Origin of the sequence: Methanosarcina sp. (genome assembly GCF_028693135.1) — an archaeon.
GTDB lineage: Archaea > Halobacteriota > Methanosarcinia > Methanosarcinales > Methanosarcinaceae > Methanosarcina.
The window spans coordinates 71,320-93,643 of the sequence record NZ_JAQUVZ010000011.1 but is presented as its reverse complement, the minus strand read 5'-3'; the positions used below and the strand labels follow the sequence as shown (position 1 = coordinate 93,643).

Annotated in this window: 20 protein-coding genes and 1 tRNA gene; 14 read left to right on the top strand and 7 right to left on the bottom strand. The window is 42.2% G+C overall.

The features are described from left to right. Positions 1–43: 43 nt before the first annotated feature. The 6 genes from twy1 (at position 44) to PHF18_RS07625 (ending at position 6,787) form a co-directional block, all read left to right on the top strand. Positions 44–1,072 (top strand): 4-demethylwyosine synthase TYW1, encoded by a 1,029-nt coding sequence (twy1, locus tag PHF18_RS07650; protein WP_300100641.1) that lies wholly within the window; start codon positions 44–46, stop codon positions 1,070–1,072. Between the two features lie 917 nt (positions 1,073–1,989). Next, positions 1,990–3,237 (top strand): peptide chain release factor aRF-1, encoded by a 1,248-nt coding sequence (gene prf1, locus PHF18_RS07645; protein ID WP_300100639.1) that lies wholly within the window; start codon positions 1,990–1,992, stop codon positions 3,235–3,237. A gap of 291 nt (positions 3,238–3,528) precedes the next feature. After that, on the top strand, positions 3,529–5,238 hold the full coding sequence (gene argS, locus PHF18_RS07640; RefSeq protein ID WP_300100636.1) for an arginine--tRNA ligase: 1,710 nt from the start codon (positions 3,529–3,531) through the stop codon (positions 5,236–5,238). Between the two features lie 294 nt (positions 5,239–5,532). Then, on the top strand, positions 5,533–5,943 hold the full coding sequence (locus PHF18_RS07635) for a hypothetical protein (protein ID WP_300100634.1): 411 nt from the start codon (positions 5,533–5,535) through the stop codon (positions 5,941–5,943). A 123-nt stretch (positions 5,944–6,066) separates the two neighbouring features. Then, a complete protein-coding gene (locus PHF18_RS07630; RefSeq protein ID WP_300100631.1) occupies positions 6,067–6,213 on the top strand; it encodes a hypothetical protein in 147 nt (48 codons plus the stop codon). Positions 6,214–6,445: 232 nt separating this feature from the next. Beyond that, positions 6,446–6,787, top strand: coding sequence for a hypothetical protein (locus tag PHF18_RS07625; RefSeq protein ID WP_300100628.1), 342 nt, complete (start codon positions 6,446–6,448; stop codon positions 6,785–6,787). A gap of 123 nt (positions 6,788–6,910) precedes the next feature. On the opposite strand, the gene PHF18_RS07620 is transcribed toward PHF18_RS07625, so the two are convergent. Then, positions 6,911–8,653: an asparagine synthetase B gene (locus PHF18_RS07620; protein ID WP_300100625.1), complete on the bottom strand. Its 1,743-nt coding sequence runs from the start codon at positions 8,651–8,653 to the stop codon at positions 6,911–6,913. A gap of 623 nt (positions 8,654–9,276) precedes the next feature. Here PHF18_RS07620 and PHF18_RS07615 point away from each other — a divergent pair. After that, positions 9,277–10,320, top strand: coding sequence for a methionine synthase (locus PHF18_RS07615; protein WP_300100622.1), 1,044 nt, complete (start codon positions 9,277–9,279; stop codon positions 10,318–10,320). A 114-nt stretch (positions 10,321–10,434) separates the two neighbouring features. After that, entirely contained in the window at positions 10,435–11,469 is a 1,035-nt protein-coding gene (locus PHF18_RS07610; RefSeq protein ID WP_300100619.1) for a methionine synthase, read from the top strand. Between the two features lie 334 nt (positions 11,470–11,803). Here the strand turns inward: PHF18_RS07610 and PHF18_RS07605 are convergent, their stop codons facing one another. Next, positions 11,804–11,974 carry a CopG family transcriptional regulator gene (locus tag PHF18_RS07605; RefSeq protein WP_300100616.1) on the bottom strand — a complete coding sequence of 57 codons (171 nt, stop codon included), beginning with the start codon at positions 11,972–11,974 and terminating at the stop codon, positions 11,804–11,806. Positions 11,975–12,412: 438 nt separating this feature from the next. Next, positions 12,413–12,486, bottom strand: a tRNA-Lys gene (locus PHF18_RS07600). 550 nt (positions 12,487–13,036) lie between these two features. On the opposite strand from PHF18_RS07600, the gene PHF18_RS07595 reads away from it, so the two are divergent. The 5 genes from PHF18_RS07595 (at position 13,037) to PHF18_RS07575 (ending at position 14,842) form a co-directional block, all read left to right on the top strand. Further along, a complete protein-coding gene (locus PHF18_RS07595) occupies positions 13,037–13,243 on the top strand; it encodes a TRAM domain-containing protein (RefSeq protein WP_048130083.1) in 207 nt (68 codons plus the stop codon). Between the two features lie 75 nt (positions 13,244–13,318). After that, the gene (locus PHF18_RS07590) at positions 13,319–13,525 is read left to right on the top strand and encodes a TRAM domain-containing protein (RefSeq protein WP_048128604.1); all 207 of its coding nucleotides are present in this window, start codon (positions 13,319–13,321) and stop codon (positions 13,523–13,525) included. A 66-nt stretch (positions 13,526–13,591) separates the two neighbouring features. Further along, a complete protein-coding gene (locus tag PHF18_RS07585) occupies positions 13,592–13,798 on the top strand; it encodes a TRAM domain-containing protein (RefSeq protein ID WP_048128606.1) in 207 nt (68 codons plus the stop codon). Positions 13,799–13,855: 57 nt separating this feature from the next. Further along, positions 13,856–14,062 (top strand): TRAM domain-containing protein, encoded by a 207-nt coding sequence (locus tag PHF18_RS07580; protein ID WP_048133125.1) that lies wholly within the window; start codon positions 13,856–13,858, stop codon positions 14,060–14,062. Between the two features lie 351 nt (positions 14,063–14,413). After that, the gene (locus PHF18_RS07575; RefSeq protein WP_300100606.1) at positions 14,414–14,842 is read left to right on the top strand and encodes a polymer-forming cytoskeletal protein; all 429 of its coding nucleotides are present in this window, start codon (positions 14,414–14,416) and stop codon (positions 14,840–14,842) included. A gap of 41 nt (positions 14,843–14,883) precedes the next feature. Here the strand turns inward: PHF18_RS07575 and PHF18_RS07570 are convergent, their stop codons facing one another. The 3 genes from PHF18_RS07570 to PHF18_RS07560 all read right to left on the bottom strand — a co-directional run bounded on the left by PHF18_RS07570 (position 14,884) and on the right by PHF18_RS07560 (position 17,591). After that, positions 14,884–15,648 (bottom strand): ABC transporter ATP-binding protein, encoded by a 765-nt coding sequence (locus tag PHF18_RS07570; RefSeq protein WP_300100603.1) that lies wholly within the window; start codon positions 15,646–15,648, stop codon positions 14,884–14,886. Between the two features lies 1 nt (position 15,649). Further along, a complete protein-coding gene (locus tag PHF18_RS07565) occupies positions 15,650–16,438 on the bottom strand; it encodes an ABC transporter permease (protein ID WP_300100600.1) in 789 nt (262 codons plus the stop codon). A 130-nt stretch (positions 16,439–16,568) separates the two neighbouring features. After that, positions 16,569–17,591 carry an ABC transporter substrate-binding protein gene (locus tag PHF18_RS07560; RefSeq protein WP_300100597.1) on the bottom strand — a complete coding sequence of 341 codons (1,023 nt, stop codon included), beginning with the start codon at positions 17,589–17,591 and terminating at the stop codon, positions 16,569–16,571. 472 nt (positions 17,592–18,063) lie between these two features. On the opposite strand from PHF18_RS07560, the gene PHF18_RS07555 reads away from it, so the two are divergent. Next, the gene (locus PHF18_RS07555; protein WP_300100595.1) at positions 18,064–18,585 is read left to right on the top strand and encodes a helix-turn-helix domain-containing protein; all 522 of its coding nucleotides are present in this window, start codon (positions 18,064–18,066) and stop codon (positions 18,583–18,585) included. 164 nt (positions 18,586–18,749) lie between these two features. On the opposite strand, the gene PHF18_RS07550 is transcribed toward PHF18_RS07555, so the two are convergent. After that, complete coding sequence (locus tag PHF18_RS07550; RefSeq protein ID WP_300100592.1) at positions 18,750–22,229, bottom strand: S-layer protein domain-containing protein; 3,480 nt, start codon at positions 22,227–22,229, stop codon at positions 18,750–18,752. Positions 22,230–22,324 lie beyond the last annotated feature (95 nt).

Here is a 22,324-nt window from a genome sequence, read left to right as displayed (position 1 = left end):
TTTCCGATCCTTATATATACCACAAAGGTTTAATATTTGGAAAATGCCTCTTGAAGAAAGAAAGGAAGACTCCGGAGAAAGCTTTCCGGAAATCCAGAAAGAAAATCGGGATGAAGAGCAGCCATCTCTACCTTTTGATATCCCTGATTTTGCAACCCTTCTTAAAAAGCAGGGCTATGCCCTTGCAGGCCGCCATTCAGCAGTAAAGACCTGTCTCTGGCTCAGAAAAGCCATGAATGACGAAGGTTTTTGCTACAAATCGAAGTTTTATGGAGTCCAGTCCCACCGCTGCCTCCAGATGACTCCTACTCTCTTGTGCAACCAGCGCTGCCTTTTCTGCTGGCGCCCGACTGAGGTCCCGGTTCCTGTGCCCGGAGAGTGGGATTCTCCTGAAAAAATAGTTGAGGAAAGCATCGCCTGCCAGCGCAAATTGATTACAGGTTTCGGTGGCTCTCCAAATGCACTCAGGGAACGCTGGCTTGAAGGCAATGAACCGAATAACGTTGCAATCTCCCTGTCCGGAGAGCCGACCTTTTACCCTTACCTTCCGGAACTTATCGAAGAATATGAAAAGAGAGGTTTTACTACCTTTCTGGTTACAAACGGAACTGTCCCTTCAATGTTTGCAAAGGTCAGCCCTTCCCAGTTATACATGAGTCTCGATGCTCCGGACCTTGAGACCTACCTCAGAGTTTGCCAGCCAAAAGCTCCTGCACTCTGGGACAGGATCAACGAGTCTCTGGACATTATGAAAGATAAATGCTCAAGAACAGTCATCAGGATCACACTGGTCAAGGGCAAAAATATGTTCAATCCGGAAGGTTATGCCAAACTGATTAAAAAAGCCTCCCCGGATTTTGTGGAAATAAAGGCTTACATGCACCTTGGCTTTTCACGCCTCCGGCTCGATCGCTCTGCCATGCCAACCCATGCAGAGGTGCTGGAGTTTTCAAAAGAGCTTGCAAAGCATCTGGGGTATGAGATCGCAGATGAGTCCGAAATCAGCCGGGTTGTCCTGCTCTCAAAGGATGGAAAAAAGTCTCCTGTGAAAAAGGTTTCCTATCTGGATTAAACCATTATCGTATAACCTTTTTTACCTCACCTTTTTTCCTCACCTTTTTTACCTCACCTTTTTACCGCACCTTTTTTATTTAATCTTTTTATTTCGATTTTCACTTCTCTGATGCTCACTTCTCTGATGTTCACTTCTCTGATGCTCACTTCTCTGATGCTCAGTTTCTCTGATTGGTTCTCCTTTTTTGGGTTTCTCTATTTCTCCTCTGCTCGGAAGTGAATTCTAAATTAGAGACCAGCTTACAGTAAGATTTTTATAGTCGCGTGAATATATAAAACAAGTCTGGGATAGAAACAAATATAAACCTAAGTTTCAATTAGGATATTATCCCGGCAGGGGTTAATCCAATATTAAATTAAATCAAGCCATTAATTATTATACACAGTCTGAGTAAGATTATGTCTCATATCTAGTGCGATCAGAAGAATGCGAAACCTGGCAGGTCTATGCAGCATAAATGCAAGCTTTAGCGACTTGCTGAGATGCCGGCTTTTAAAGGGTGTATTTCTCACTCTAAGGTTCTTCGTGTTCCAGACGGTTTTTATACCCGGATTTCGGGTGAGACGGGAACTCAATGTGTGATTTATCCTTATCAACTCCTCCGGTCATCCGTTGTATGCCAACCGACATGCTAAACGAATCTCACACTGGACAACTTAATTTATTATGATGCCTGAGTTTATAACATTCCAATTTAAATATGTAAGTTTCAAAAGAAGTTTTATAATTTCCAATAAATCAGAATAAACTAAACTGAATAATCTTCAACTAACTTAGTACCGAATAATCTATAAATGAACTCAATATTTTCCAGTTAAACTGGATAAGCTCTATTGCAGATCAATTTACTACCAGAATCACGACAATCACGATAATCACAAATCTTACTGCTTTATTATCGGGGAATTTTTAAAATGACTGAACAATCAGCACATGAAAAGTATGAATTTAAAAAGAAGCTTGAAGGTCTCAGGGATAAGAGAGGAAGGAGCACGGAGCTTATTTCCATTTATATTCCGCCTGACAAGCAGATTTTCGATGTTACAAACCAGTTAAAAGACGAGCATGGGCAAGCTGCAAACATAAAGTCCAAGCTTACGAGGACGAATGTGCAGGGAGCAATTGAGTCTCTGCTCTCAAGGCTCAGATACCTGGACAAAGTACCTGAGAATGGGATAGTGTACTTTACAGGAGCTGTGGATATAGGCGCCAACAAGACGAGCATGGAAAGCGAGGTAATTGTTCCTCCTGACCTCATCACGGTCTATAAGTACCACTGTGATTCGTCTTTCTACCTCGAGCCTCTTGAGGATATGCTTAAGGATAAGAATACCTTTGGGCTTCTGGTTCTTGACCGCAGGGAAGCAACTGTAGGGCTTCTGGTCGGAAAGCGAATCCAGGCTTTCCGCAACCTGACCTCAACAGTCCCTGGAAAGCAGAGGAAAGGTGGTCAGAGTGCTCATCGTTTCCAGCAGCTCAGGCTCATTGCAATTCATGATTTCTACAAGAGGATAGGAGATGCTGCAAGTGATGTTTTCATGGCTGTGGACCACAAGGATCTCAAAGGTGTCCTTATAGGAGGTCCTTCTCCTACAAAGGAAGAGTTCTACGCAGGTGAGTTCCTGCATCACGAGCTCCTGAAGAAAATTCTTGGGCTCTTTGATACGGGATATACTGACGAATCCGGGCTTTCAGAGCTTGTTAATGCTGCAGGGGACAAGCTCCAGGACCTTGAGCTTATGGGACAGAAGAATGTTGTCCGGGCATTTTTCAAGGAACTGATTGCCGATTCGGGCAAGGTAGCCTATGGAGAAGCCCAGGTCAGGGCAAATCTCGAGATCAATTCAGTGGATACGCTCCTGCTCTCCGAAGACCTGCGGGCAGAAAGGGTAACTACGAAATGCAGTGTCTGCGGATACGAAAATAAGTGGACACGTCGTTGGAAACCTGGAGAACCTGCTCCTACAGCCGGAAACTGTCCCAAATGCGGCTCTTCCCTTGAGGTTACGGATGTCACGGATATTGTGGACGAATTCTCAGAGCTTGCCGACAAGAGTAATTCAAAGTTAGTCTTCGTATCCACTGATTTTGATGAGGGTTCCCAGCTCATGAACGCTTTTGGAGGCATAGCTGCAATCCTGAGGTACAGTACTGGAATCTGATCTCACTCAGGGGTAAGGTCCCCTATCCAGTAATTTTACCCAATACTTTTTTAATTAAATTGTCCTTAGATCAGTGGATCAGAAGTTGGTAAATTTAAATCGGTCTTAAATTCTATCACATCAATCAGATCATAAGTTGGTAAATTCTATCACATCAATCAGATCAGAAATTGGTAAATTCTATCACATCAATCAGATCAATAGATCAGAATTTGGCAGATTAAATCTATCAGATGAGGATTATATTAAGGATTTTTAGTTTTTTACGGTGATTTATACAGGTGATTAATCTTGTTCCTGGAACTCAAAGATCAGGCTACGTCAATCTTAAAAGAAGCTATCCGAAAGGTCGGGTTTGAGGTTGAGGATTCCGAACTTCAATTCGAAACCTCTTCCCATGCTGACCTTGCGAGCAGAGCCGCCTTCAAGCTTGCAGGCAGGCACAAGCAAAACCCAAAAGAGCTTGCATCCCGTATCGTTTCTGCAATTGAAATTCCTGAAGGCTCGTATATAGGAGAAGTGAGTGCCGCAGGTCCTTACATTAACTTCCTTGCAGGCAAGCACTACCTGGACAGAACCTTAACGGCTGTCCGGGAAGAAAAAGAAAAATTCGGCTGTGGTGCTCCAAAGGAAAGAATTCTCCTTGAGCACACCTCGGCAAATCCGAACGGCCCCCTTCATGTAGGACATATCCGTAACTCGATCCTGGGGGACACTCTTGCCCGCATCCTCAGGCGCGCAGGTTACGATGTGGAGGTTCAGTATTATGTTAACGACATGGGGCGCCAGATTGCAGTAGTCTCCTGGGCGTGTGAACGCTTTGAGCTTGACCTTTCCAGAAAGTCGGACTCTGCAATTGCTGATGTATATATCAAAGCCAATGTTGAGCTGGACAAAACCCCCGAGTATGTAAAGGAAATCGATGCCCTTATGGAAAAGGTTGAAGCCGGGGATGTCAGGACTATTGAACATTTCGATAAGGCAGTTTCCCTGGCTGTTGCCGGGATCAAAGAAACCCTCCTCCGCTTAAATGTCGTTCATGATAAATTCGTAACTGAGTCGCGCTTCCTCAAATCCGGGGCAGTACACGATATTGTCGAGCGTATCAAGGCTACCGGAAGGACAAAGATGGACAAAGGAGCTCTTGTGGTTGACCTTTTGGATTACGGGTTTGAAAAGACCCTTGTTATCCAGCGCTCGAACGGCACCTCCCTTTACACAACCCGCGACCTTGCCTACCACGAATGGAAAGCCGAGCAGGCAGACCGCATAATTGATGTATTCGGGGCAGATCACAAGCTTATTTCCGGCCAGCTCAGGGCTACGCTGAACGCAATTGGAATCAAGGAGCCCGAGGTCGTTATTTTTGAGTTTGTCTCTCTCCCTGAAGGCTCAATGAGCACCCGCCGCGGCCAGTTCATAAGTGCAGATGACCTCTTTGACAGGGTCACAAAAGCTGCATTCGAGCAGGTAGAAACCCGCCGCCCCGAAGCCTCAGCTGAGTTTAAAAAACAGGTTGCAGAAATGGTCGGAATAGGAGCAGTGAGATACGACATCGTCAGAGTCTCCCCCGAAAAATCCACAGTTTTCAACTGGAAAGAAGCCCTGGATTTTGAGAAGCAGGGTGCCCCCTACATCCAGTACTCCCATGCCCGCGCCTGCAGCATCCTTGAGAAAGCAAAAGAGGAAGTAGCCTGGGACTCTTCCATGGAAATCGACCCCTCTCTCCTTATCGAGGACAGCGAAATCTCTCTCATCAAGAAGATGGCAATGTTTGACAGCATAATCGACCTTGGAGCCCGCGAACTCAAGCCTCACATCCTTGCTATCTACGCCCGCGAACTTGCTGACGCTTTCAATCAGTTCTACCGCTTTGTCCCGGTTATCGTAGCCGAGGATGAGACGGTCAGGGCTGCAAGGCTTGCCCTTGTGGACTGTGCAAGGATTGTCCTTGCAAACTCTCTTGACACCCTGGGGATAGGTGCCCCTGAATCTATGTGAAATAGAATGAGGAAAGTAGAAATGATAATGAGACAAAGAGAAAAAAGGAAGACAGCATAAAATATTCTTTTTTCTTTTCCTTTTTTTCTTTATCCTCTCTCTTTTTTGATTTCATGTTTTTGATTTCATGTTTTTGATTTCATGTTTTTGATTTCATGTTTTTGATTTTTCCAGTTGAAACACTATTATATAGAAATATTAACAGTAGTTTTGTACACAACATCTTCTCGAAAAATATAAGATCTTTTATGGTAAACTGATAGTATTCTACAAAATACCGTTGCAGCGATAAGTATGATTACAATAAATGAAGCTTTTAGGACATTCTTGAGTGAACAGGAAACCTGTTTAAAGCCTGATGCCTTCATGGACTGTGAAGATGTGATTCTTCTTTTCGAGGAATTCCTTGAACTCAGTGCTGAAGATTATCTGTCAGAAGAAGACTTGGCTCTTTGTACTGCCCAACCTGAACTCGAAAACAAAAATTACTTTGATGTTTTTGGCCTCGAATACCTCAGCCTCGCCGGAATTAAGGATTTCCTTGATGACTACGTGGTTGAGGTTGGAGGAGGTAAAAAGTTCATAGGGACAGCTGCAAAGGTTCTCCATAGCTTTTTTGAATGGGCTCGGAAACAGGGTTACATTGAGGAAAATGTTTTTGAGGCAAATAGCGAAGTCCTTGCGAAGTACAGGAAGAGATATTGAATATCTGAAAACGGGGGAGATTTTTGTTTTCGGATGATTCTTTATTCCCTTTTCTGTTTTCCCTTTTCGGGTATTCCTTTCTTCAAATAATATTTTAGGGGTTTTTTCTTCTGGTGAAGGTTTGTGGACCGGGAACTCTCTAAAACCAGGCAAAATTTTGAAAAGCTGGAAACAGGAAAGTTATGGCTTGAGGACTTCAGCAACCCGGGGAAACTTACAGTGCAGGTCCTTGTTTCTGAGGAAATCAGTTCTATGTGCAAGTTGGGTTAGACAGCCGTGCTCTTGATAGGAAACACCGGGGGTGCTTGGAAGGTCATTGATAGTAAGGCTGTGTATCCTTTGGCTGAATTCTTACTTTTCACCCTTTTTCACCCTTTTTCACCCTTTTTCACCCTTTCTTCATTCTTATTTTTTCTTTCCTGCCGTCAAATACCTGTAAATGCTATCAAAGAGAGCCTTCTTGAAGATATTTTCAAAAATCTAATCTAAAAAAGGTTGTTCGATGGATTCTAAAAATTCTGAAACTGCTAATTCTGAAACTGCTAACGAAAGATTCCCAGATTATCTTTCTTTCAAGCGGTTTTACCGTGAGATCCACGGCGAAGAAATAGAAAGTGCAATCAATTACCTTGCTTCGAATATACCGAAGGCTGTCCTGAAAGAGGCATTTGAGAAATTCGAACAGAATTTTGATTTTGTTGTAGAGGAACATTTCGGCCCTGGAATATACGTCCGTAATCTTCTCCGCAGGGGAGGTTTTGACTGGGGAGACATGGAACTTGATTGTAACTGGGTTTACCTCCTTTGGGAAGCTTCGAAAAAAGTGTGCAGAAAAAAGGATTAAATCTGTTTTGTAGTTTTTTGCAGTTAATATACTTTCAAGTATACCACTCTAAAGTAGTATACTCTTAAGTATCTTCTGACCTAAATACAGGATTCACAATTTTGCTGACTTCATATTAGCTGATTAAAGAGGCCTTTTTATCGGAGAACCAGCCGGCTTCAGAATCTTCTTGCTTCTGGACGAATAAGCTTCTCCTTTGATACCTGCCAGGTATTCCAGAGCATTTATTCCGTTCACTGACAGAGGGAACTTTTCGTCGTTTCTATATTCCATAATCATTTTTAGTAGTGGATATTCTTCAATAGTTTCGTTGTCGTATCTGGAAACTTTAATTAAAAGTCTCGATGTAAGAGGGTTATCAAAGTATCTTCCCCACAAAGGGTTATTCACTTTTTGATCATAGTAGCTGTGAACGAATGTCCTGTAATAAAGGAGCTTTTCATATCTTGAGCGCTTTTCGATGGTCTTGAGGTTCAGAATATCGGTAGTACAATCGATTTTTTTAAGTATCTCCAGATCCCCTGAAAACAGGCAGTCTCTGGCGTATTTTTTGTAAAGGTCCCGGTTTATCCTGTATTTTATGGCAACTCTTAAAAAAAACTTAATCAATTCGGTGTCCCATAACGGAATTCTCCATTCGTATCCAAAAAACTCATAGACTCTGACCGAATTGATGATATATTTTGCCTGCCTTTCCCTAAAATCAAAATATTCTATTGCATTTGCAAATGTTTCATTGTCTTTAATTTCAAGTCCTGATGTTGATTTGCTTATCCTCTGCTTGAAGATCTTTTCGAGCTCCTGCTCAGAAGGCCATTCCCATAGGTTATAATGCATTTTCAGAGAGGCTTCCAGATAGGTTTCTGAATCGAAATTCGCCAAATTGTCGAGGCAGTATTCGGGAAGATCGCAGCCGTATCCGGTGTGCCCGGGGACGAATACTGAATTTTCTGGAATTTTCCCCTGGATCTTTAGCTCTTTTACTGCCAGAAAGTCCTGCATATGCGGGAGAGACGATAGGTTTCCAGCCAATAGCCGGTATAAGTCGGCTTCTTTTGAGGTATAACACTCACGCCATTTTTTCGCTGTGTATTCTACGAAAAGCCACTCATACCCGAGGGCTTCTGCAACGTGTTTGCTTATCTCTGATTCCCTGCTGCCTTTCCTTCCATAGCTCATACATATTACATCATTAACTCCAAGCCTTTTCAGCATTGCAACAATGATGCGCGAATCCAGCCCACCGCTTAAGGGTACTATCAGCCTCTTTCCCTGCTTGCTGGTGCTTTCTATAAGCCTTAAGAATGTATCTACAAAGGTTTGGTCCAGCATCTCAAGCAATCCGGTCTCAGGCAGTTCGTAGTTGTCTCCATGTAAAAACCTGAAGTAACAACAGGACTTCAAGTATTTTTCATTTTTCTGATAGAGTAAAAATTCCCCATTTCTTATCTGCTTTATGTCGTCAAAGAGAGTCTCGTTACCTGTTACATATCCCGCAACCATGAATTCGGCTGCCTTTTCCTCATTCAGGGGCTGATTAATTTTATTTTTTAAATAGTAGGCACTGTCTGATATAATAAGGCTATTTTTTGTTTTTATGTAAAACAAAGGAATACTTCTTGTTTTATCAACAGTACAAAATATAATATCTTTAGTTTCGGCAATAAATGCAAACTCCCCGTTTAATTTCTCAAGAAACTCTCCGGTTTCTTTTTCCTTGCCCTGCTCTTCTTTACAGATTAAAGTGAATATCAACTCAGCAAGTTTTTCCGGACTCAGAAGTGTATTTTCGAAAAAGACATTCCCTTTAAAATAACATTCGGCTCCCCTTAGTTTTATTTTTCTCCAGGGATAATACTCATTCAATAGTTTTATTTCAGTTTTTATAATTCATACCCCCAAAATTTCTGATTGAAGACACAATTATGGTTGAATGCTGAGGATTATTTCAACAATATCAGGGAAGGGCTGAAATTATGGGATTTTAGTCTGGATCTAACTCTTTATCTGGTTCTTGATCCTGCTTTCTGGTTCAGTCCCTGGAAAACTTAATTTCCGGAAAAATTCAGCTTCTGGAAGCTCTTCTTTCTGGATCAGTTTTGAGAAATTATCTTAAAGAATCATATACATTTTTTCAATAATGTTATACGCCTTTAAGGGCTGAACATTTATATTATTTTTACATAATTCAAGGCTTTACCTAGCTATTTATCCCCATCAAGCCTTACTTTATTTCCCTTTAATTACCGCCCTTTTCCCTTGAAGAACGTTTTAGAGAATTATTCTCTAAATCTCCCTTTCTCTACATAATCTTCAATACCTTAAATTTCTTTTTATATATACTGATTGAAATAATTAATACAATCATACTTTAAAAAGTCTCAGCATCTATTCTTTAATTAAAAAAGTTTCAGCATCGATCACTTTTTAATTTATTACTCAGAGTAATTCCAATACTTATAATACTCGATCTGTCTTACTTAACACATATGCAGGACATTACTTTTATCGATGGAGGCAGCCTTCCCACACCTGAGGGCCTCACCAGGGAATGGGTGAAAGTTGCAGCTGAAAACCGGGACGAGGACGAAAAACTCTTTTCTCTGGTAAGGGAGACTTTCCAGAGAAAAATAGATGTTGGAGTGCACGTTCCTACCTATCCGCAGTTCCGGGATATGATAGGGCAGTTTCTGGACATAATCAAAGATGAAAAGAACTGTTATGAACCTTATGTGGTAAAAGAGGAAAACGCAAAAATCCTTGAGCTGGAGATAATTGATGAGGTTGCAAAGCAGTACAGGGAAGAGACAGGAGAAACTCTAGGGGTTAGAGTTTGCGTTGCTGGCCCTACGGACCTGTACCTTCAGGCTTTCGGAGCAACTGCTTTTTCAGATGCATATCATATCATGGCTCTGAATATCGAATATTTTATAAAGCAGGCGTTTAAAGCTGCGAAAAATTTCAAAATCAAGGTTATTTCTCTGGATGAACCAAGTCTTGGAATGAACGATAGAATCCAGTTTTCTGACTCTGATATTATCTCTGCCCTGACTCTGGTTTCTACCTACGCGCGAAAACAGGGAGCAGATATGGAGATCCATCTGCACTCTCCATTAAAATATAAACTTGTTTGTGAGACCCCTATCAATGTTATAGGGTTTGAGTATGCTGCAACTCCCTCTTACATAGACCTGATGGACAAAAAAGTCCTGGAGGACTCGAATACTTACATAAGGCTTGGGGTCTCGAGGACTGATATTTCCAGCCTTATGGGTATGGTTAACGAGACCTATGGAGTCAATGCCTGGAAGGAAAAAGAATACATGCAAAAGATTGTTACTGATATGGAAACTCCCGAGGTCATTAAAAAGCGGCTTCAGAAAGCCTCTTCTATTCTCGGGGACCGCATAAAATATGCAAGTCCGGACTGTGGGCTGGCATACTGGCCGGACCAGGAACTTGCTTTCAGGCTGCTTGAGAATACGGCAAAAGGCATCAATGCATTTAATGCAGAAATGAAAAATCAGGAGTAACTCGGGGAAATCACCGGATAAGAGCAGGAAAATTCCCCTGTTTTCTCCTCTGTTTTTTTATAATTTTACTGTCTTCCCAATAATGATAAATTCTTAAAGGTATACTAAGAGAGCATGCAAGAAATCATTTTTGACGATATCGGAAGTTATCCCCTCCCCGAAGGAGTCAGCAAGGAATGGGTACAAAACGCCTTTAAAACAAGATCAGAAGATGAGAAACTCTTTACTGTAATCAATGATGCTTTTCAGCAGAAAATCGATGCAGGCGTAGAGGTTCCCACTTATCCTCAGTACCAGGATATGAATGAACAATTCCTGAAGGTTATCCGGGATTCTGAATGTACTGAAAGCCCCTTTGAAGTAAAACTGGAGTGCGCAAGGATCGAAGAGCTTGAGGCTATAGAAACGGTTGCAAAAGCCTATAAAGAAAAATTCGGGGAAACCTTAAAGGTCCGGATCTGCGTAACCGGCCCAACCGAACTTTACCTGAAGGAATTTGGGGGTACACATTATACGGACATATATTCTCTTTTTGCAAAAAGTGTAAACAAATTCGTCCGGAACTCAATGAAATCTGCAAAACATTTCAAGATTACAACAGTTTCAATTGATGAGCCAAGCATAGGGCTGAACCCTGAACTTGCCTTTGATGAGAACGATATCGTCTCTGCCCTTACCGAAGCCTCCAGGGCAGCGAGTAAGCGGGGAGCTGATGTGGAAATTCATCTTCATTCCGCCCTTTACTATAATTTTGCGTGCGAGACTCCTACAATCAATGTAATAGGGGTGGAGTCTGCGGGCACGCCTTCCTATCTGGAGCTTATTGACAAAAAAATGCTTGAAGACACGGATTCTTTCCTGAGGCTCGGAATTGCAAGAACAGATATCTATTCCCTGGCAGGAGTCCTGAACGAGAAATACTCTACCAACATCTGGAAGGATCAACAGTATCTTCCTGAAATTGTTACGCAACTGGAAACACCGGCCGTTATTGCAAAAAGGCTGAAGCTGGCTTACAGACGGTTTGGCAGCCTGATTAAGTATGTGGGTCCGGACTGCGGTTTGGGCGCCTGGCCCAACCAGAAGATAGCTTTTATCCTGCTTTCGAACGTTGCGCAGGGCATCAGGGATTTCAGGGAAAGTTGTTAACCCTGAAACCATTTCTTTTTGATAAGTCTCTCAGAAACATTCAAAAAGTTCTCTGAACTATACAGTTCAGCCCTCATTTTTATTTCCAGTGGAAATTCTGCTGGACTGCAGGAATCTCTTAAAATTAGCGACTGATTCCAAAACACAGTAGAAATAAAGGGGTGGTTTTTCAGATTCTGATAATTTTATAAAATTTTCGGGTTCAGATCAGCCTTCAGGTTAGGTTTCCGTTATCATTTTTCAGGTTAAGTTTCTGTTTTTGCTTCCGCGTGACTTTTTCTATTTTCTATTTTCTATTTTTTATCTTCACGGGCTTCTCTTTGAATTTCACGAGTTACTCATTCAGCCTTCCGCGTCTCCTATCTATGTCGTCCATCATGTCCAGCATTTTACGAATTGAGGTTCGGATAGCATCAGACTGGCTGACGAATTTTTTATTATCTCCCACATGCCTGTTGAGGTCATTCAGGAGCTCTTGAGGGATTTCAACACTTACTTTTGGCATCAGGGCACTCCAATGTTTTTCTTTTTTTAATTTCAAATTTTGTCTTTCTGGTTGATAACTTCTTCCTTCAATTCGTAAACCTTCAACAGGAAACCCCTGAGTTTATCTCAGGGGTAATTGACATTTCTCTCTACCGGATTCGATTGTTTCTTTTACTGAATAGGGTTTCTGAAAGATCTTTTAGAGTTGCCTAAATCTGAGAGTTTATATGCTTAGGAGAGCATAGCGCATAAGGTTTCTTATCATATTCCCAAACTTTAAGGCTTCATAAATACTCTTCAGCCGGGTTATCTGCATCATCAGCTGAAATTTAAAGAGCCGGATAAAGGTTTAAAAGAACCTGAAAAGAACCTGATAAAGGTTTGAAACGATTTCCGAAAAAGAATTATGAGAAAGAACTATAAAATGATAAAACTATAAAAGAGATTAGTGAAATAGCGGGCTCGAAGGGATTTGAACCCCCGACCTATGGATTAAGAGTCCATCGCTCTGCCTGACTAAGCTACGAGCCCACGCATTGTAGTTCTCATTTAATGAGCGACTCTCAGAATGTATTTTCAAATATTTATAGGTTACGCCTACGAAGGCACTCCATATAGTTTTTCAGAACATAAATGCAGGTTTTATTGCGTTCGCCTTAATATTCGGATAAATTATTCTTTTATGTGAACTAGTTACTTTCTATAGTGATAATGACTTTTATTCTGTATAGTTTTATTTTCTATATTAATTGTTCCAAATTGTCCTTACTTATTGTGTTTTTGAATTAAGACCAATGAACTCTGGAAACCAAGTTTCAAATAACCTTCTAACTTCTTTATTTTTCTTTTTTGCAATGTATTAAAGCAAAATATTATATACAAGCGGATATGAGTATGACCAATTAATTGACTTATCCGAAGCTCTATTGTGGATTAGTTCACCGTAATAGATTAAGTAGAATGTGTACTTCCTAAATTTGGTTTACTCAAGTTTGGCTTGTTAAGTACTGTTTTTACTCTTTTCTGTTCTGTCTATGGAGCTTTCATAAGCTGATTAACAGAAGTTAAAGGAATGAATCTAATGTTTAGAGAAGAACGTATTTCTGTGCCCGTTGAAGAGGGCGAAACTTACGACGTAACTATTCAGGATATCGCTCGCCAGGGAGACGGCATCGCCCGTATCGAAGGCTTTGTAGTTTTTGTCCCGAATACAAGTGTTGGCGACGAAGTCCAGATTAAGGTCGAAAGGGTACTTTCGAAATTTGCATTTGCAAGCGTTGTCGAGTAAGTTTGGGTTGAGAAATTAGTTAAATTAGTTAATTATGTAAGTTTAAATTAAAGTAAAATTAAAGGAATGATTTTAATGTTCAGAGAAGAAAGTCGCTCAGTCCCTGTTGAAGAGGGCGAAGTTTACGATGTTACAATTCAGGATCTTGCTCGCCAGGGAGACGGCATTGCTCGAATAGAGGGCTTTGTTATCTTTGTCCCTAACACCAGTGTTGGCGATGAAGTTCAGATTAAGGTCGAAAGGGTTCTTCCCAAGTTTGCATTTGCAAGTGTTGTTGAGTAAGTGTGGGTAAAAGAATCAATTAAATTAATGCTAAAAATTAAATCAAATAATTAAGGAATGGTTTTTATGTTCAGAGAAGAAAGTCGCTCAGTCCCTGTTGAAGAGGGCGAAGTTTACGATGTTACAATTCAGGATCTTGCTCGTCAGGGAGACGGCATTGCTCGAATAGAGGGCTTTGTTATCTTTGTCCCAGGCACCAAAGTCGGCGATGAAGTTCGCATAAAGGTCGAAAGAGTACTTCCAAAATTTGCATTTGGAAGCGTTGTCGAGTAAGTTCAACTGATAACTACTCTGTTACGCCAATATTATTAAATTAAAGGAATGATTTTAATGTTCAGAGAAGAAAGTAGCCCTGTTCCTGTTGAAGAAGGCGAAGTCTACGATGTTACAATTCAGGACCTCGCCCGCCAGGGAGATGGCATTGCCCGCATAGAGGGCTTTGTAGTCTTTGTCCCGGGCACCAAGGTCGGCGATGAGGTCAGGATTAAAATCGAAAGGGTACTCCCCAAATACGGTTTTGCCAGCCTTGTTGAGTAAGCAGGACAATTTAATATAAGGACAATAGGACTGAAAAATCGTAAATTAATCATTTTTCAGTCTTTTTGTTGTAAATTTTAGATATTTTCACTAATTTCCGGCTTCTAGAATGTGTCGGGATCTCTTTTTTTCAGTCTGGTTTTTCTGGTTTCGTTTCCCTTGTTCACACATTAACCTTTACCAATCTTTTGTTGGGGTCTCTGATAGTGAACATTCGATGCTATTATATAATAGATGTTCAATCATACTTTGAAATCCAATTGATAAAGTTTTTTCCGATGCCTTAAAAACCAGTTGTTTGCGGCTTTCTTAGATTGATAGCCGGGGACAGTAACCCAGAGTGATTAACTAATGATGCGCTTTATCAAGTACCACCCCCGGTCCAATACTTACGTGATTGAAAAAAGAGCTTTTTTTGAAGAGGCCCTTATGCTGGACGGCAATGTTATTGTCGGGCAGGACGTGAAGTTCTGGAAAAATCTCACCGTATCGGGCCGGCTTGAACTCGGAAAAGGTTCGATTATTCAGGGCAATGTGAAAGCCGGAAGTGCCCTTGTCTGTGCGGCAGTACAAATTCTGGGTAGTATACAAACGGTTTCCGAACTTGTTCTCCTTGACGGAGCAAAGGTAAATGTTGCAGCCTGTGAGGGGGACATCCGTGTAAGACCTGGCTGCTCTCTAGGTTCAGTAAAGGCGGGAGGGACTCTTGAGCTTGTGGGAAAGGTTGTCGTGAAAAGAGTGGAACCGCTAACAAAAGTAATTATTCGTGCCGAACAATGATCTTCTGTTAGTTCATGACTTCTTTGCACTTTTTTAACAATTTACTTACTGAACCGTTCCTCTTCCAGAAGTTTGAGGACATGGTCCCTTAAATTGTTTACTTCCGGACTTGTGCGGCTTCGCGGACGTGGGAGTTCCACTTTTATAATCTCCTTTATCCTTCCTGGTCTGGAGGTCATAACCACTATCCTGTCAGAGAGGACGACAGCTTCATCCACGCTGTGTGTTACAAAAAGGAATGTTACATGTTTTTGTTCCCATATCTTCAGGAGTTCATCCTGGAGTACATTTCGAGTCTGGGCATCAAGAGCTCCGAAGGGTTCGTCCATAAGGAGGACCTCTGGCTCATTAGAGAGGGCTCTTGCAATGGCTGCTCTCTGCTGCATGCCTCCTGAAAGCTCGTGCGGATAGCTGTTTTTGAACTGCCCCAGGCCAACAAGTTCCAGATACTTTTCCACTTGTTTCCGGGCTTCCTTCTTTTTGATTCCCTGCATTTCCAGCCCAAAGGTGATGTTGTCTATCACGGTCCTCCAGGGAAAGAGGGAATACTGCTGGAAAACCATGCCTCTTTTGGGGTCAGGGCCTGTTATAGGAACTCCATTGAGTGTGATCTCTCCTGAGGTCAGGGTCTCAAGCCCTGCAGTTATCCGGAGCAGCGTTGTCTTTCCGCAGCCTGAAGGGCCGAGGAGGCAGATAAACTCTCCATCCTGTACATCAAAACTTATATTATGCAGAGCTTCGGTCCCGGAATTATCTTCTTTTTTGCTAAATACACGCGAAACGTTTTTTACACTTACTCTTCCCATTTTATACCACAGTCCCGGACTTCCATCTGAGCAGTTTTTCATCCACGTAGTATCTGAAGAAGCGGTCTATCAAAAGACCTATGAACCCCAGCAGGAGCATATAGACGAGTACGAAATCCATCCTGTGCAGGTAGTAATTGTGCCATATCTGGTATCCGAGCCCATTATTGCTGACTCCAAACATCTCTGCACCTACAAGGCACATCCAGCCTACGCCCATTGCAATCCTGATTCCTGCAGCAATAGTGGGAATAGCTGAGGGAAGCGCAACAAAGCGGATGAGGTCTATGTTCCGGTTACAACCGAGAACCTTTGCTGCCTCAACATAAACCCTCGGTACATTTTTGAAACCCGTATAGGTATTGATGATAATAGGAAAGATCATTCCTACAAACACAACAAAACCTGCTGCTTGATGGGTGAGCCCGAACCATATTATTGCAAAAGGGATCCAGGCAAGAGGAGGAATCGGACGCAGGATTTCGATTATAGGGTCGAGTGCCCTGTTTGCTGCTTTGAACCATCCCATGGCTATTCCCAGAGGGATTCCGAGTATGAGTGCAGCAGCAATGCCAATTGAAAAATGAAGTAAACTTGTCATGGTATCCGTATAAATTAGTCCAGTTTTGACAATTACGGAAAAAGCGAGTACCACATCATAAAAACTCGGCAGAAGCAATTTGTTCTGTACAACTCTGTTTGCTAAAAGCTGCCACAGAGTAATTACGAAGACGAAAGACAATGTCTCAATGCCTTTTTCTTCGACTGTTTTTCTGAAATTAATTTTCATGTTTTATTAAAAGGATTCTTAGTTTTTTATCTTTCCGGCACGTTTTGTTTTTCAGAGAAAATTGGGTTCAAACTGCCCTTTATTAAGAGGACAGTTGAACATTTCATCTCTTTTCAGTATTAATTTTTTCTTACTCTTCACGGGTGGCTGCTTCATAGAAGCTTGTGTCAAAGATTTCTTCCTTTGTCAGAGGTTTCTGGATGTATCCGAGTTCATACTGGATTCTGGCATAGTCGACAGTTGAGTTTTCAATCAGTGCAGGATCTGTAATCCAGGCTCCATCCCATTCATTTAGAGATAGCTTTACAGTTTCAAGATCTGTTCCGGTCTTATTTGAATATATCTGGGCGGCTTCATCGATGTGTTCCGTGTTGTATTCGGTTGCCTTAATATGGGTCTTTACAATCTGCTCCACAAGGTCAGGGTGTTCTCTTATAAGTTTTCCACTAACCAGAAGCACACAGCAGGCATGATTCGGACTCATCTCTCCAGATTGTACGATAGTACGTCCATTACCTTCTTTTTCAATAATTGCAGGGGAGGGATGAGGCAGGAATACGGCATCAACCTGTCCGGCTGAAATAGAGGTAATAGCATCTCCCGGAGTCATTCCTTTGATTTCCACATCTTTCTCAGGGTCAAGTCCGTTTTCTTTGAGCCATTCTCTGAGCAGGGTATCCTGAATTGTTCCTGTTGGGAAGGTAGCGATTGTGAGTCCTTTCAGGTCTTCAGGGCTTTTGTACTGGGAGGCTTTCTCAGTACTGAGAACAAGACTTGAACCATTTATCTGCACAGGCGCAACGATTTTAGCATCAAGGCCCTGGCTGAGGGCTGTAATAGCAGGAGCTGCTCCAACATAAGCTACATCCAGGCGTCCGGTCATCATATACTGCATTTCCGGGGCACCTGTCGGAAACTGGTTTTCATTTATTTTTTCAATTCCGTAAGGTGCAAGATCTTCCTGCCACCATCCTTTTTCATAGGCAGTCATATATGCAATCTGGTGGGTACTCGGCTGGTAGCCGAAGTTAATTTCAGTAATTGCAGGGGCGTTTTCAGTTGCGTTTTTATCTGTATCTTCGGATACACAACCGGATACAAAGATCGATACGACCAGCAGTAAAGCAAGGATAAGTATGCTTGATTTTCTCAAAAAACTTCACCTCAATAATTGCCTCTTCTAAAACTAATAACACTAATATAGCACTAATAGATCTTGCCTGCTAAATAAGATCTACTGGGATCGGGTTTTCTTCGGAAAAAGCTGAAAGTTTTTACACCATTTTTCGTTAACTTTTTATAAATTTGTTGAAAAGCCATCCGGTCCCGTCCCCCCGTTCCATCCCATTCTTTCATAAAACCTCATCAGGAAACCCCTGAGTCTTTAGTTCATGGGTTAGTTGACTTTTTGCTTGAAAGAACAATTCCCGTGAAAATAAATCGTAGTTTCTTACGAATTAATATTCTTTGAAATTTGCTATATATAGTTTCTCAAATGCCTTTCTATTATGTCCCAAATGTATTAATACATCTGGAGATATTTCTCATTCAGGAACAAAATTCCTGTAAAACGTAAGTCCTTTATATCGATTGAAAATTTTTACAGGATTAGAGGTTGAATTTTAATGAACGTTGCAGACAAGGTCATCAAATCCGCATTCGAGTCCGATGAAGTGTTTCAGAAAACACTTTCCACTGTAATTAAGGAGGACCTTAATCTGACTGCTGTGGATTTTGCGAAAAAGGCAAGCATCCCTCCGAGTACCCTTTATAAGATCCTATCAGGTAATCGGGACCCTAACATAAAAACTCTCCGCCAGATAGTAAAAACGATCCGTGAAATAAAGGAGTCCAACAGTGGAGACTTTATCGCCGTAATTGCTGCCCGCTCGGTGCTCGATAACATCGTTGAGACAAAGAAAAAGATCGGTGGCAAGCTTGTCACCATCAGGGAATACTCGGCAACATCTATGGAAGAAGCAATTATCTCAGCCGTAAATGCCGAAAGGGATGGAGCAAAAGCCCTGGTATGTGCTCCAATTGTGGGTCCAACAGTGGAAAAAATCCTGAACATCCCCGTTACAACCATCGCCCCGAAGAACAGCCTGATAGATGCCATCGAACGTGCGATCAAGAAGATGGAGTGAACTACCTGCAAAACCTAAAGATTTAGGATAAGTACAGAATAATCGAGTACAGAATAATCGAATCTCTTTTTTAAAAATAGAAAAAAACCCGCGTTTTTCAGTTAACGCGGGAATTTAAATTCGTTTTTCTTTGAACTTCCTTTTTTTCAGCTTTTCTATTACTTTTACTTTTTCAGGTTTGCTGATTTGATAAGTTCATCTACCTTTGCCTGCAACATTGCCATAGTCCAGCCGCCTTTGGTAAACATGTAAGCTATCCCGCCGCCCAATAACAGGATAATAGTTATCAGGGCATAAATCAGCAGAGAAGACTTTTCTTTTACCGTATAGGTGGCTTCCTGTCCTCCTACTTCGACAGTATAGGTTCCTGGTACCTCTTCACTGTGTTCGAAGGTTACTGTCGTGCTTTCTCCTACGTCAAGGGAAATCTGCTGTGAATCAACTGAACTTCCGTTCACAACCAGTTCCACGCTGTAATTCCCTGCAGCATTACCTGTGTTTTCGGCATCAATGGTAATTGTTGCTTCCTTTTCGGCTCTGACCTCTATCGGGTCAATTACCAGGTTGGAGAACTCGAAGATAGCTTCATAGTCCTTCACATTGACGTCAACGCTCTTGTCAAGGAAGCCCTCTAAGGTAGCGCTTATTTTGATTTTTCCGATTTCTTCCGTGGTGAACGTAATCGTTCCATTGGAGTTGGTTTTTCCCAGGGCTTTACTATCGATTGAGATGTTTGCACCTTCAATCGGGTCTCCTCCGATTGTTTTTAAGGTCTCTATGGTAATCGTATCTCCCACATACACGGTTTCAGGAGAGATATTGAGGCTCATCTTCTCTTTCGGAGGAATAACTTTTGCGTTCGTGTTTGCAGTGGTATACCCGTCCTTTTCTGCGGTTACCTTGAAGGTTCCTTCCTCTTCGGCAGTGTACTCAATAATCCCATCTGCATCGGTTTTGCCTGCGCTGACTGCGTTGAAATTTACGGTGACGCCTTCTATCGATTCGTTACCTGCAGTAACCTCGATCTCAAAAGTGTCGCCTACAATAATCTCATCAGGCAAATTTATCTTGAGTGCCTTGCTGGCTCCACCTTCACTGTCGACTTCAACAAAGGGGTAGAACCTGAGAGTGTTGGAATCAGCCGTCTTGAATTTGATGTCACCCATAATGTCAATGGTATCGTCATCACCAAGTCCGATGTCATCATCGTTCTTCATTGTGATGCCGCTTTCTGAGACGGTTGAGATCTCCATCTCGTCGAAGACATCTCCATTATTAATTTCAATGTAATCATCCGAGATCTGGAAGATGCCCTGTGTAAAGACAGCAGAGGTCTCAGCACCTGCAAAAACCGTACCGAAATGGACAATAATTATGGGTACGTCTTCTGCTTCTCCGAGTTCGGTTTCATAGATGTAGTCCTGCCCAGAGGTAATGAAATCATCGTCTACCACGTCTCCGTCTTTTTCAAGCTGGACCCAGACAGTTTCTCCATTAACATCGACTTCCAGGATGTTCAGGGAATAGCCTTCTTCAAGCACAAGGGCAGAACCCGAGTACATGGATTCCTTGTCATCGCTGTCTGTAAGGACTTTGGCAAGGACATTATCCGAAAGAACGCTCACATCGTTAATTTTTCCGTCGGCGGTATCATCTGGATATCCTGCAAAGTATTTTTCTGCCATGAACCCGACAACTGTGAAATTGCCCCACTCGTCATGTTCGAACTCAACAGGTTGGGGTGAGGACTGGTAGACTAATTTTCCTGAGGGGATTTCCCGGTCATTTAATTCCTCTATTTTCAGCTGTTCGGTCCCTATTCCCTCATCTATGTTGTAATAGAAACCTTCAAAGTTGAAGGGCGTCCAGGTTGGAAGAGAGTCCCCGTCGTCATCTTCATCGTAGACCGTTCCGCGCAGTTCGTAGGTTCCTTCTTCTGTGGTATCAAGGACCGGAGCAAAGCGCAGTGTGTTGTCATCAGCCACCTGAATCTGTATTTTACCCATAAGGTCGATTGTGTCACCTTTATCAAGGCTTATATCGTCCTCATTCTTCATTTTTATTTCACTGCTGCTGAGGGATGTTACTTCCATTTCCCCGTAGGAATCTCCATTTGAAAGTTCTACATAGTTGTCCGAGACCTGGAAGAGGCCCTGTATGAAGACAGCCGAGGTCTCAGCGCCTGCAAAAACCGTGCCGAAATGGGCAATGATTATAGGTACGTCTTCTGCTTCTCCGAGTTCGGTTTCATATGTGTAGTCCTGTCCGGAGGTGATGAAATCATCGTCCACCACATCTCCGTCCTTTTCAAGCTGGACCCAGACGGTGTTTCCATTAACATCTACTTCCACAATGTTCAGGGAATAACCATCTTCAAGTACAAGGGCGTCTCCCGAATAGGCGGACTCTTTATCATCATTGTCTATCAGGATCTTGGCAAGTATACCGTCGGATATCAGGCTTACATCGTCTACACCGCTAACTGAGGTGTTATCACTGTAGCCTGCGAAGTATTTATCCGCCATGAACCCTATGACCTGGTACGAGCCCCACGTCCCGTATTCAAATTCAGTCTCAGTAGGTTTTGTGCTGTACTCGATATCTCCGTCATTTATGTTTCTGCCGATGTCCGTGATGGTCATCTCTTCAGAAGACACGCCGGTATCAAGGTCATAATAGAAGCCTGAGTAACTCTGGGCAGTCCATGTGTATGTAGTGGCCATCCCAAGGCTTTCATCCCAGATCCTGTTCCCACTTGAATAGTATTTGGACTGGACTTTAACAGTCCATGTTTTTGTCGATGAAGCATAAACGCCGTTGGGGTCGGTGATCACTGCTTTTAGATTGTATTCGCCGGTAGTATCTCCTTTAAACTCGTATGAAGAGGAAGTTACACCTGTTTCGGTTTTCGTCGACACGTCATTGACACGCCAATCTACGTTGACATTCTGGCCGTTTGTAGAATTGACATAGAAAGTCTTGGACCCTCCCTGAGCTACCTCAATTGTCCCTTCTGAGGGATCAACAGTAACAGGTACGCCGGTTGTTCCTACTGTCCATGTCCAGGATTTTGATTCTGCATTTCCGTTAACATTCGACGCATCCACTTTGATTGTATGTGTGCCTGCTACTGCCGAACTATTTGTATATGAAGACGAATCTACAGACGAGTTTGTGTAAAGAGTAACGCCGTCAAGAGCCCATGTCATATTCGATGTCTGGCTCACAGTCGCGGTGAATGTCCTTGATTCTCCTACGTTATTGCTAACGCTTGAAGAAGAAGGGTCAGATAAAGTGATCACAGGAACTCCTGCTGTACCTGCTACATTCCAGGTTACTGTTTCTCCTGTGCCTTCTACTGCTGCTATTACCTGGTACGAACCCAACTGTATGACGTGACTGAGAGTTGAAATATTGCTTGCATCAGTTGTTATTGTTGTGGCCGTACCATTTTCAGTCCATATAACATTAGCTGTTTCGTTTAAAGGAACGGTGAACACTTGAGGTGCACCCACCGTCCCAGTAACGGTAGAATTCTGGGAGGGGGTGACATCTCCTGATATAACAGGAACTGCAGTTGCAGTCCCACAGAATAGCCCCAGCACCAGAATTGCTGTAAATATTTGTAAACTAGCTTTTTTCATATTCTATCCTTCTAAACCTTGTGCATAATTTGTATAGTTATGAATTTTATAGTTACTAATTTAGTTAGTTTAGCCTGAAGTTTCCTCTCTTTTTG

What these genes read in the sequence shown, in the direction of transcription:
- twy1 (WP_300100641.1), top strand. Translation starts at nt 44, where the DNA reads ATGCCTCTTGAAGAAAGAAAGGAAGACTCCGGAGAAAGCTTTCCGGAA.
- prf1 (WP_300100639.1), top strand. Translation starts at nt 1,990, where the DNA reads ATGACTGAACAATCAGCACATGAAAAGTATGAATTTAAAAAGAAGCTT.
- PHF18_RS07635 (WP_300100634.1), top strand. Translation starts at nt 5,533, where the DNA reads ATGATTACAATAAATGAAGCTTTTAGGACATTCTTGAGTGAACAGGAA.
- PHF18_RS07625 (WP_300100628.1), top strand. Translation starts at nt 6,446, where the DNA reads ATGGATTCTAAAAATTCTGAAACTGCTAATTCTGAAACTGCTAACGAA.
- PHF18_RS07615 (WP_300100622.1), top strand. Translation starts at nt 9,277, where the DNA reads ATGCAGGACATTACTTTTATCGATGGAGGCAGCCTTCCCACACCTGAG.
- PHF18_RS07610 (WP_300100619.1), top strand. Translation starts at nt 10,435, where the DNA reads ATGCAAGAAATCATTTTTGACGATATCGGAAGTTATCCCCTCCCCGAA.
- PHF18_RS07605 (WP_300100616.1), bottom strand. Translation starts at nt 11,974, where the DNA reads ATGCCAAAAGTAAGTGTTGAAATCCCTCAAGAGCTCCTGAATGACCTC.
- PHF18_RS07595 (WP_048130083.1), top strand. Translation starts at nt 13,037, where the DNA reads ATGTTTAGAGAAGAACGTATTTCTGTGCCCGTTGAAGAGGGCGAAACT.
- PHF18_RS07590 (WP_048128604.1), top strand. Translation starts at nt 13,319, where the DNA reads ATGTTCAGAGAAGAAAGTCGCTCAGTCCCTGTTGAAGAGGGCGAAGTT.
- PHF18_RS07585 (WP_048128606.1), top strand. Translation starts at nt 13,592, where the DNA reads ATGTTCAGAGAAGAAAGTCGCTCAGTCCCTGTTGAAGAGGGCGAAGTT.
- PHF18_RS07580 (WP_048133125.1), top strand. Translation starts at nt 13,856, where the DNA reads ATGTTCAGAGAAGAAAGTAGCCCTGTTCCTGTTGAAGAAGGCGAAGTC.
- PHF18_RS07575 (WP_300100606.1), top strand. Translation starts at nt 14,414, where the DNA reads ATGATGCGCTTTATCAAGTACCACCCCCGGTCCAATACTTACGTGATT.
- PHF18_RS07570 (WP_300100603.1), bottom strand. Translation starts at nt 15,648, where the DNA reads ATGGGAAGAGTAAGTGTAAAAAACGTTTCGCGTGTATTTAGCAAAAAA.
- PHF18_RS07565 (WP_300100600.1), bottom strand. Translation starts at nt 16,438, where the DNA reads ATGAAAATTAATTTCAGAAAAACAGTCGAAGAAAAAGGCATTGAGACA.
- PHF18_RS07555 (WP_300100595.1), top strand. Translation starts at nt 18,064, where the DNA reads ATGAACGTTGCAGACAAGGTCATCAAATCCGCATTCGAGTCCGATGAA.
- PHF18_RS07550 (WP_300100592.1), bottom strand. Translation starts at nt 22,229, where the DNA reads ATGAAAAAAGCTAGTTTACAAATATTTACAGCAATTCTGGTGCTGGGG.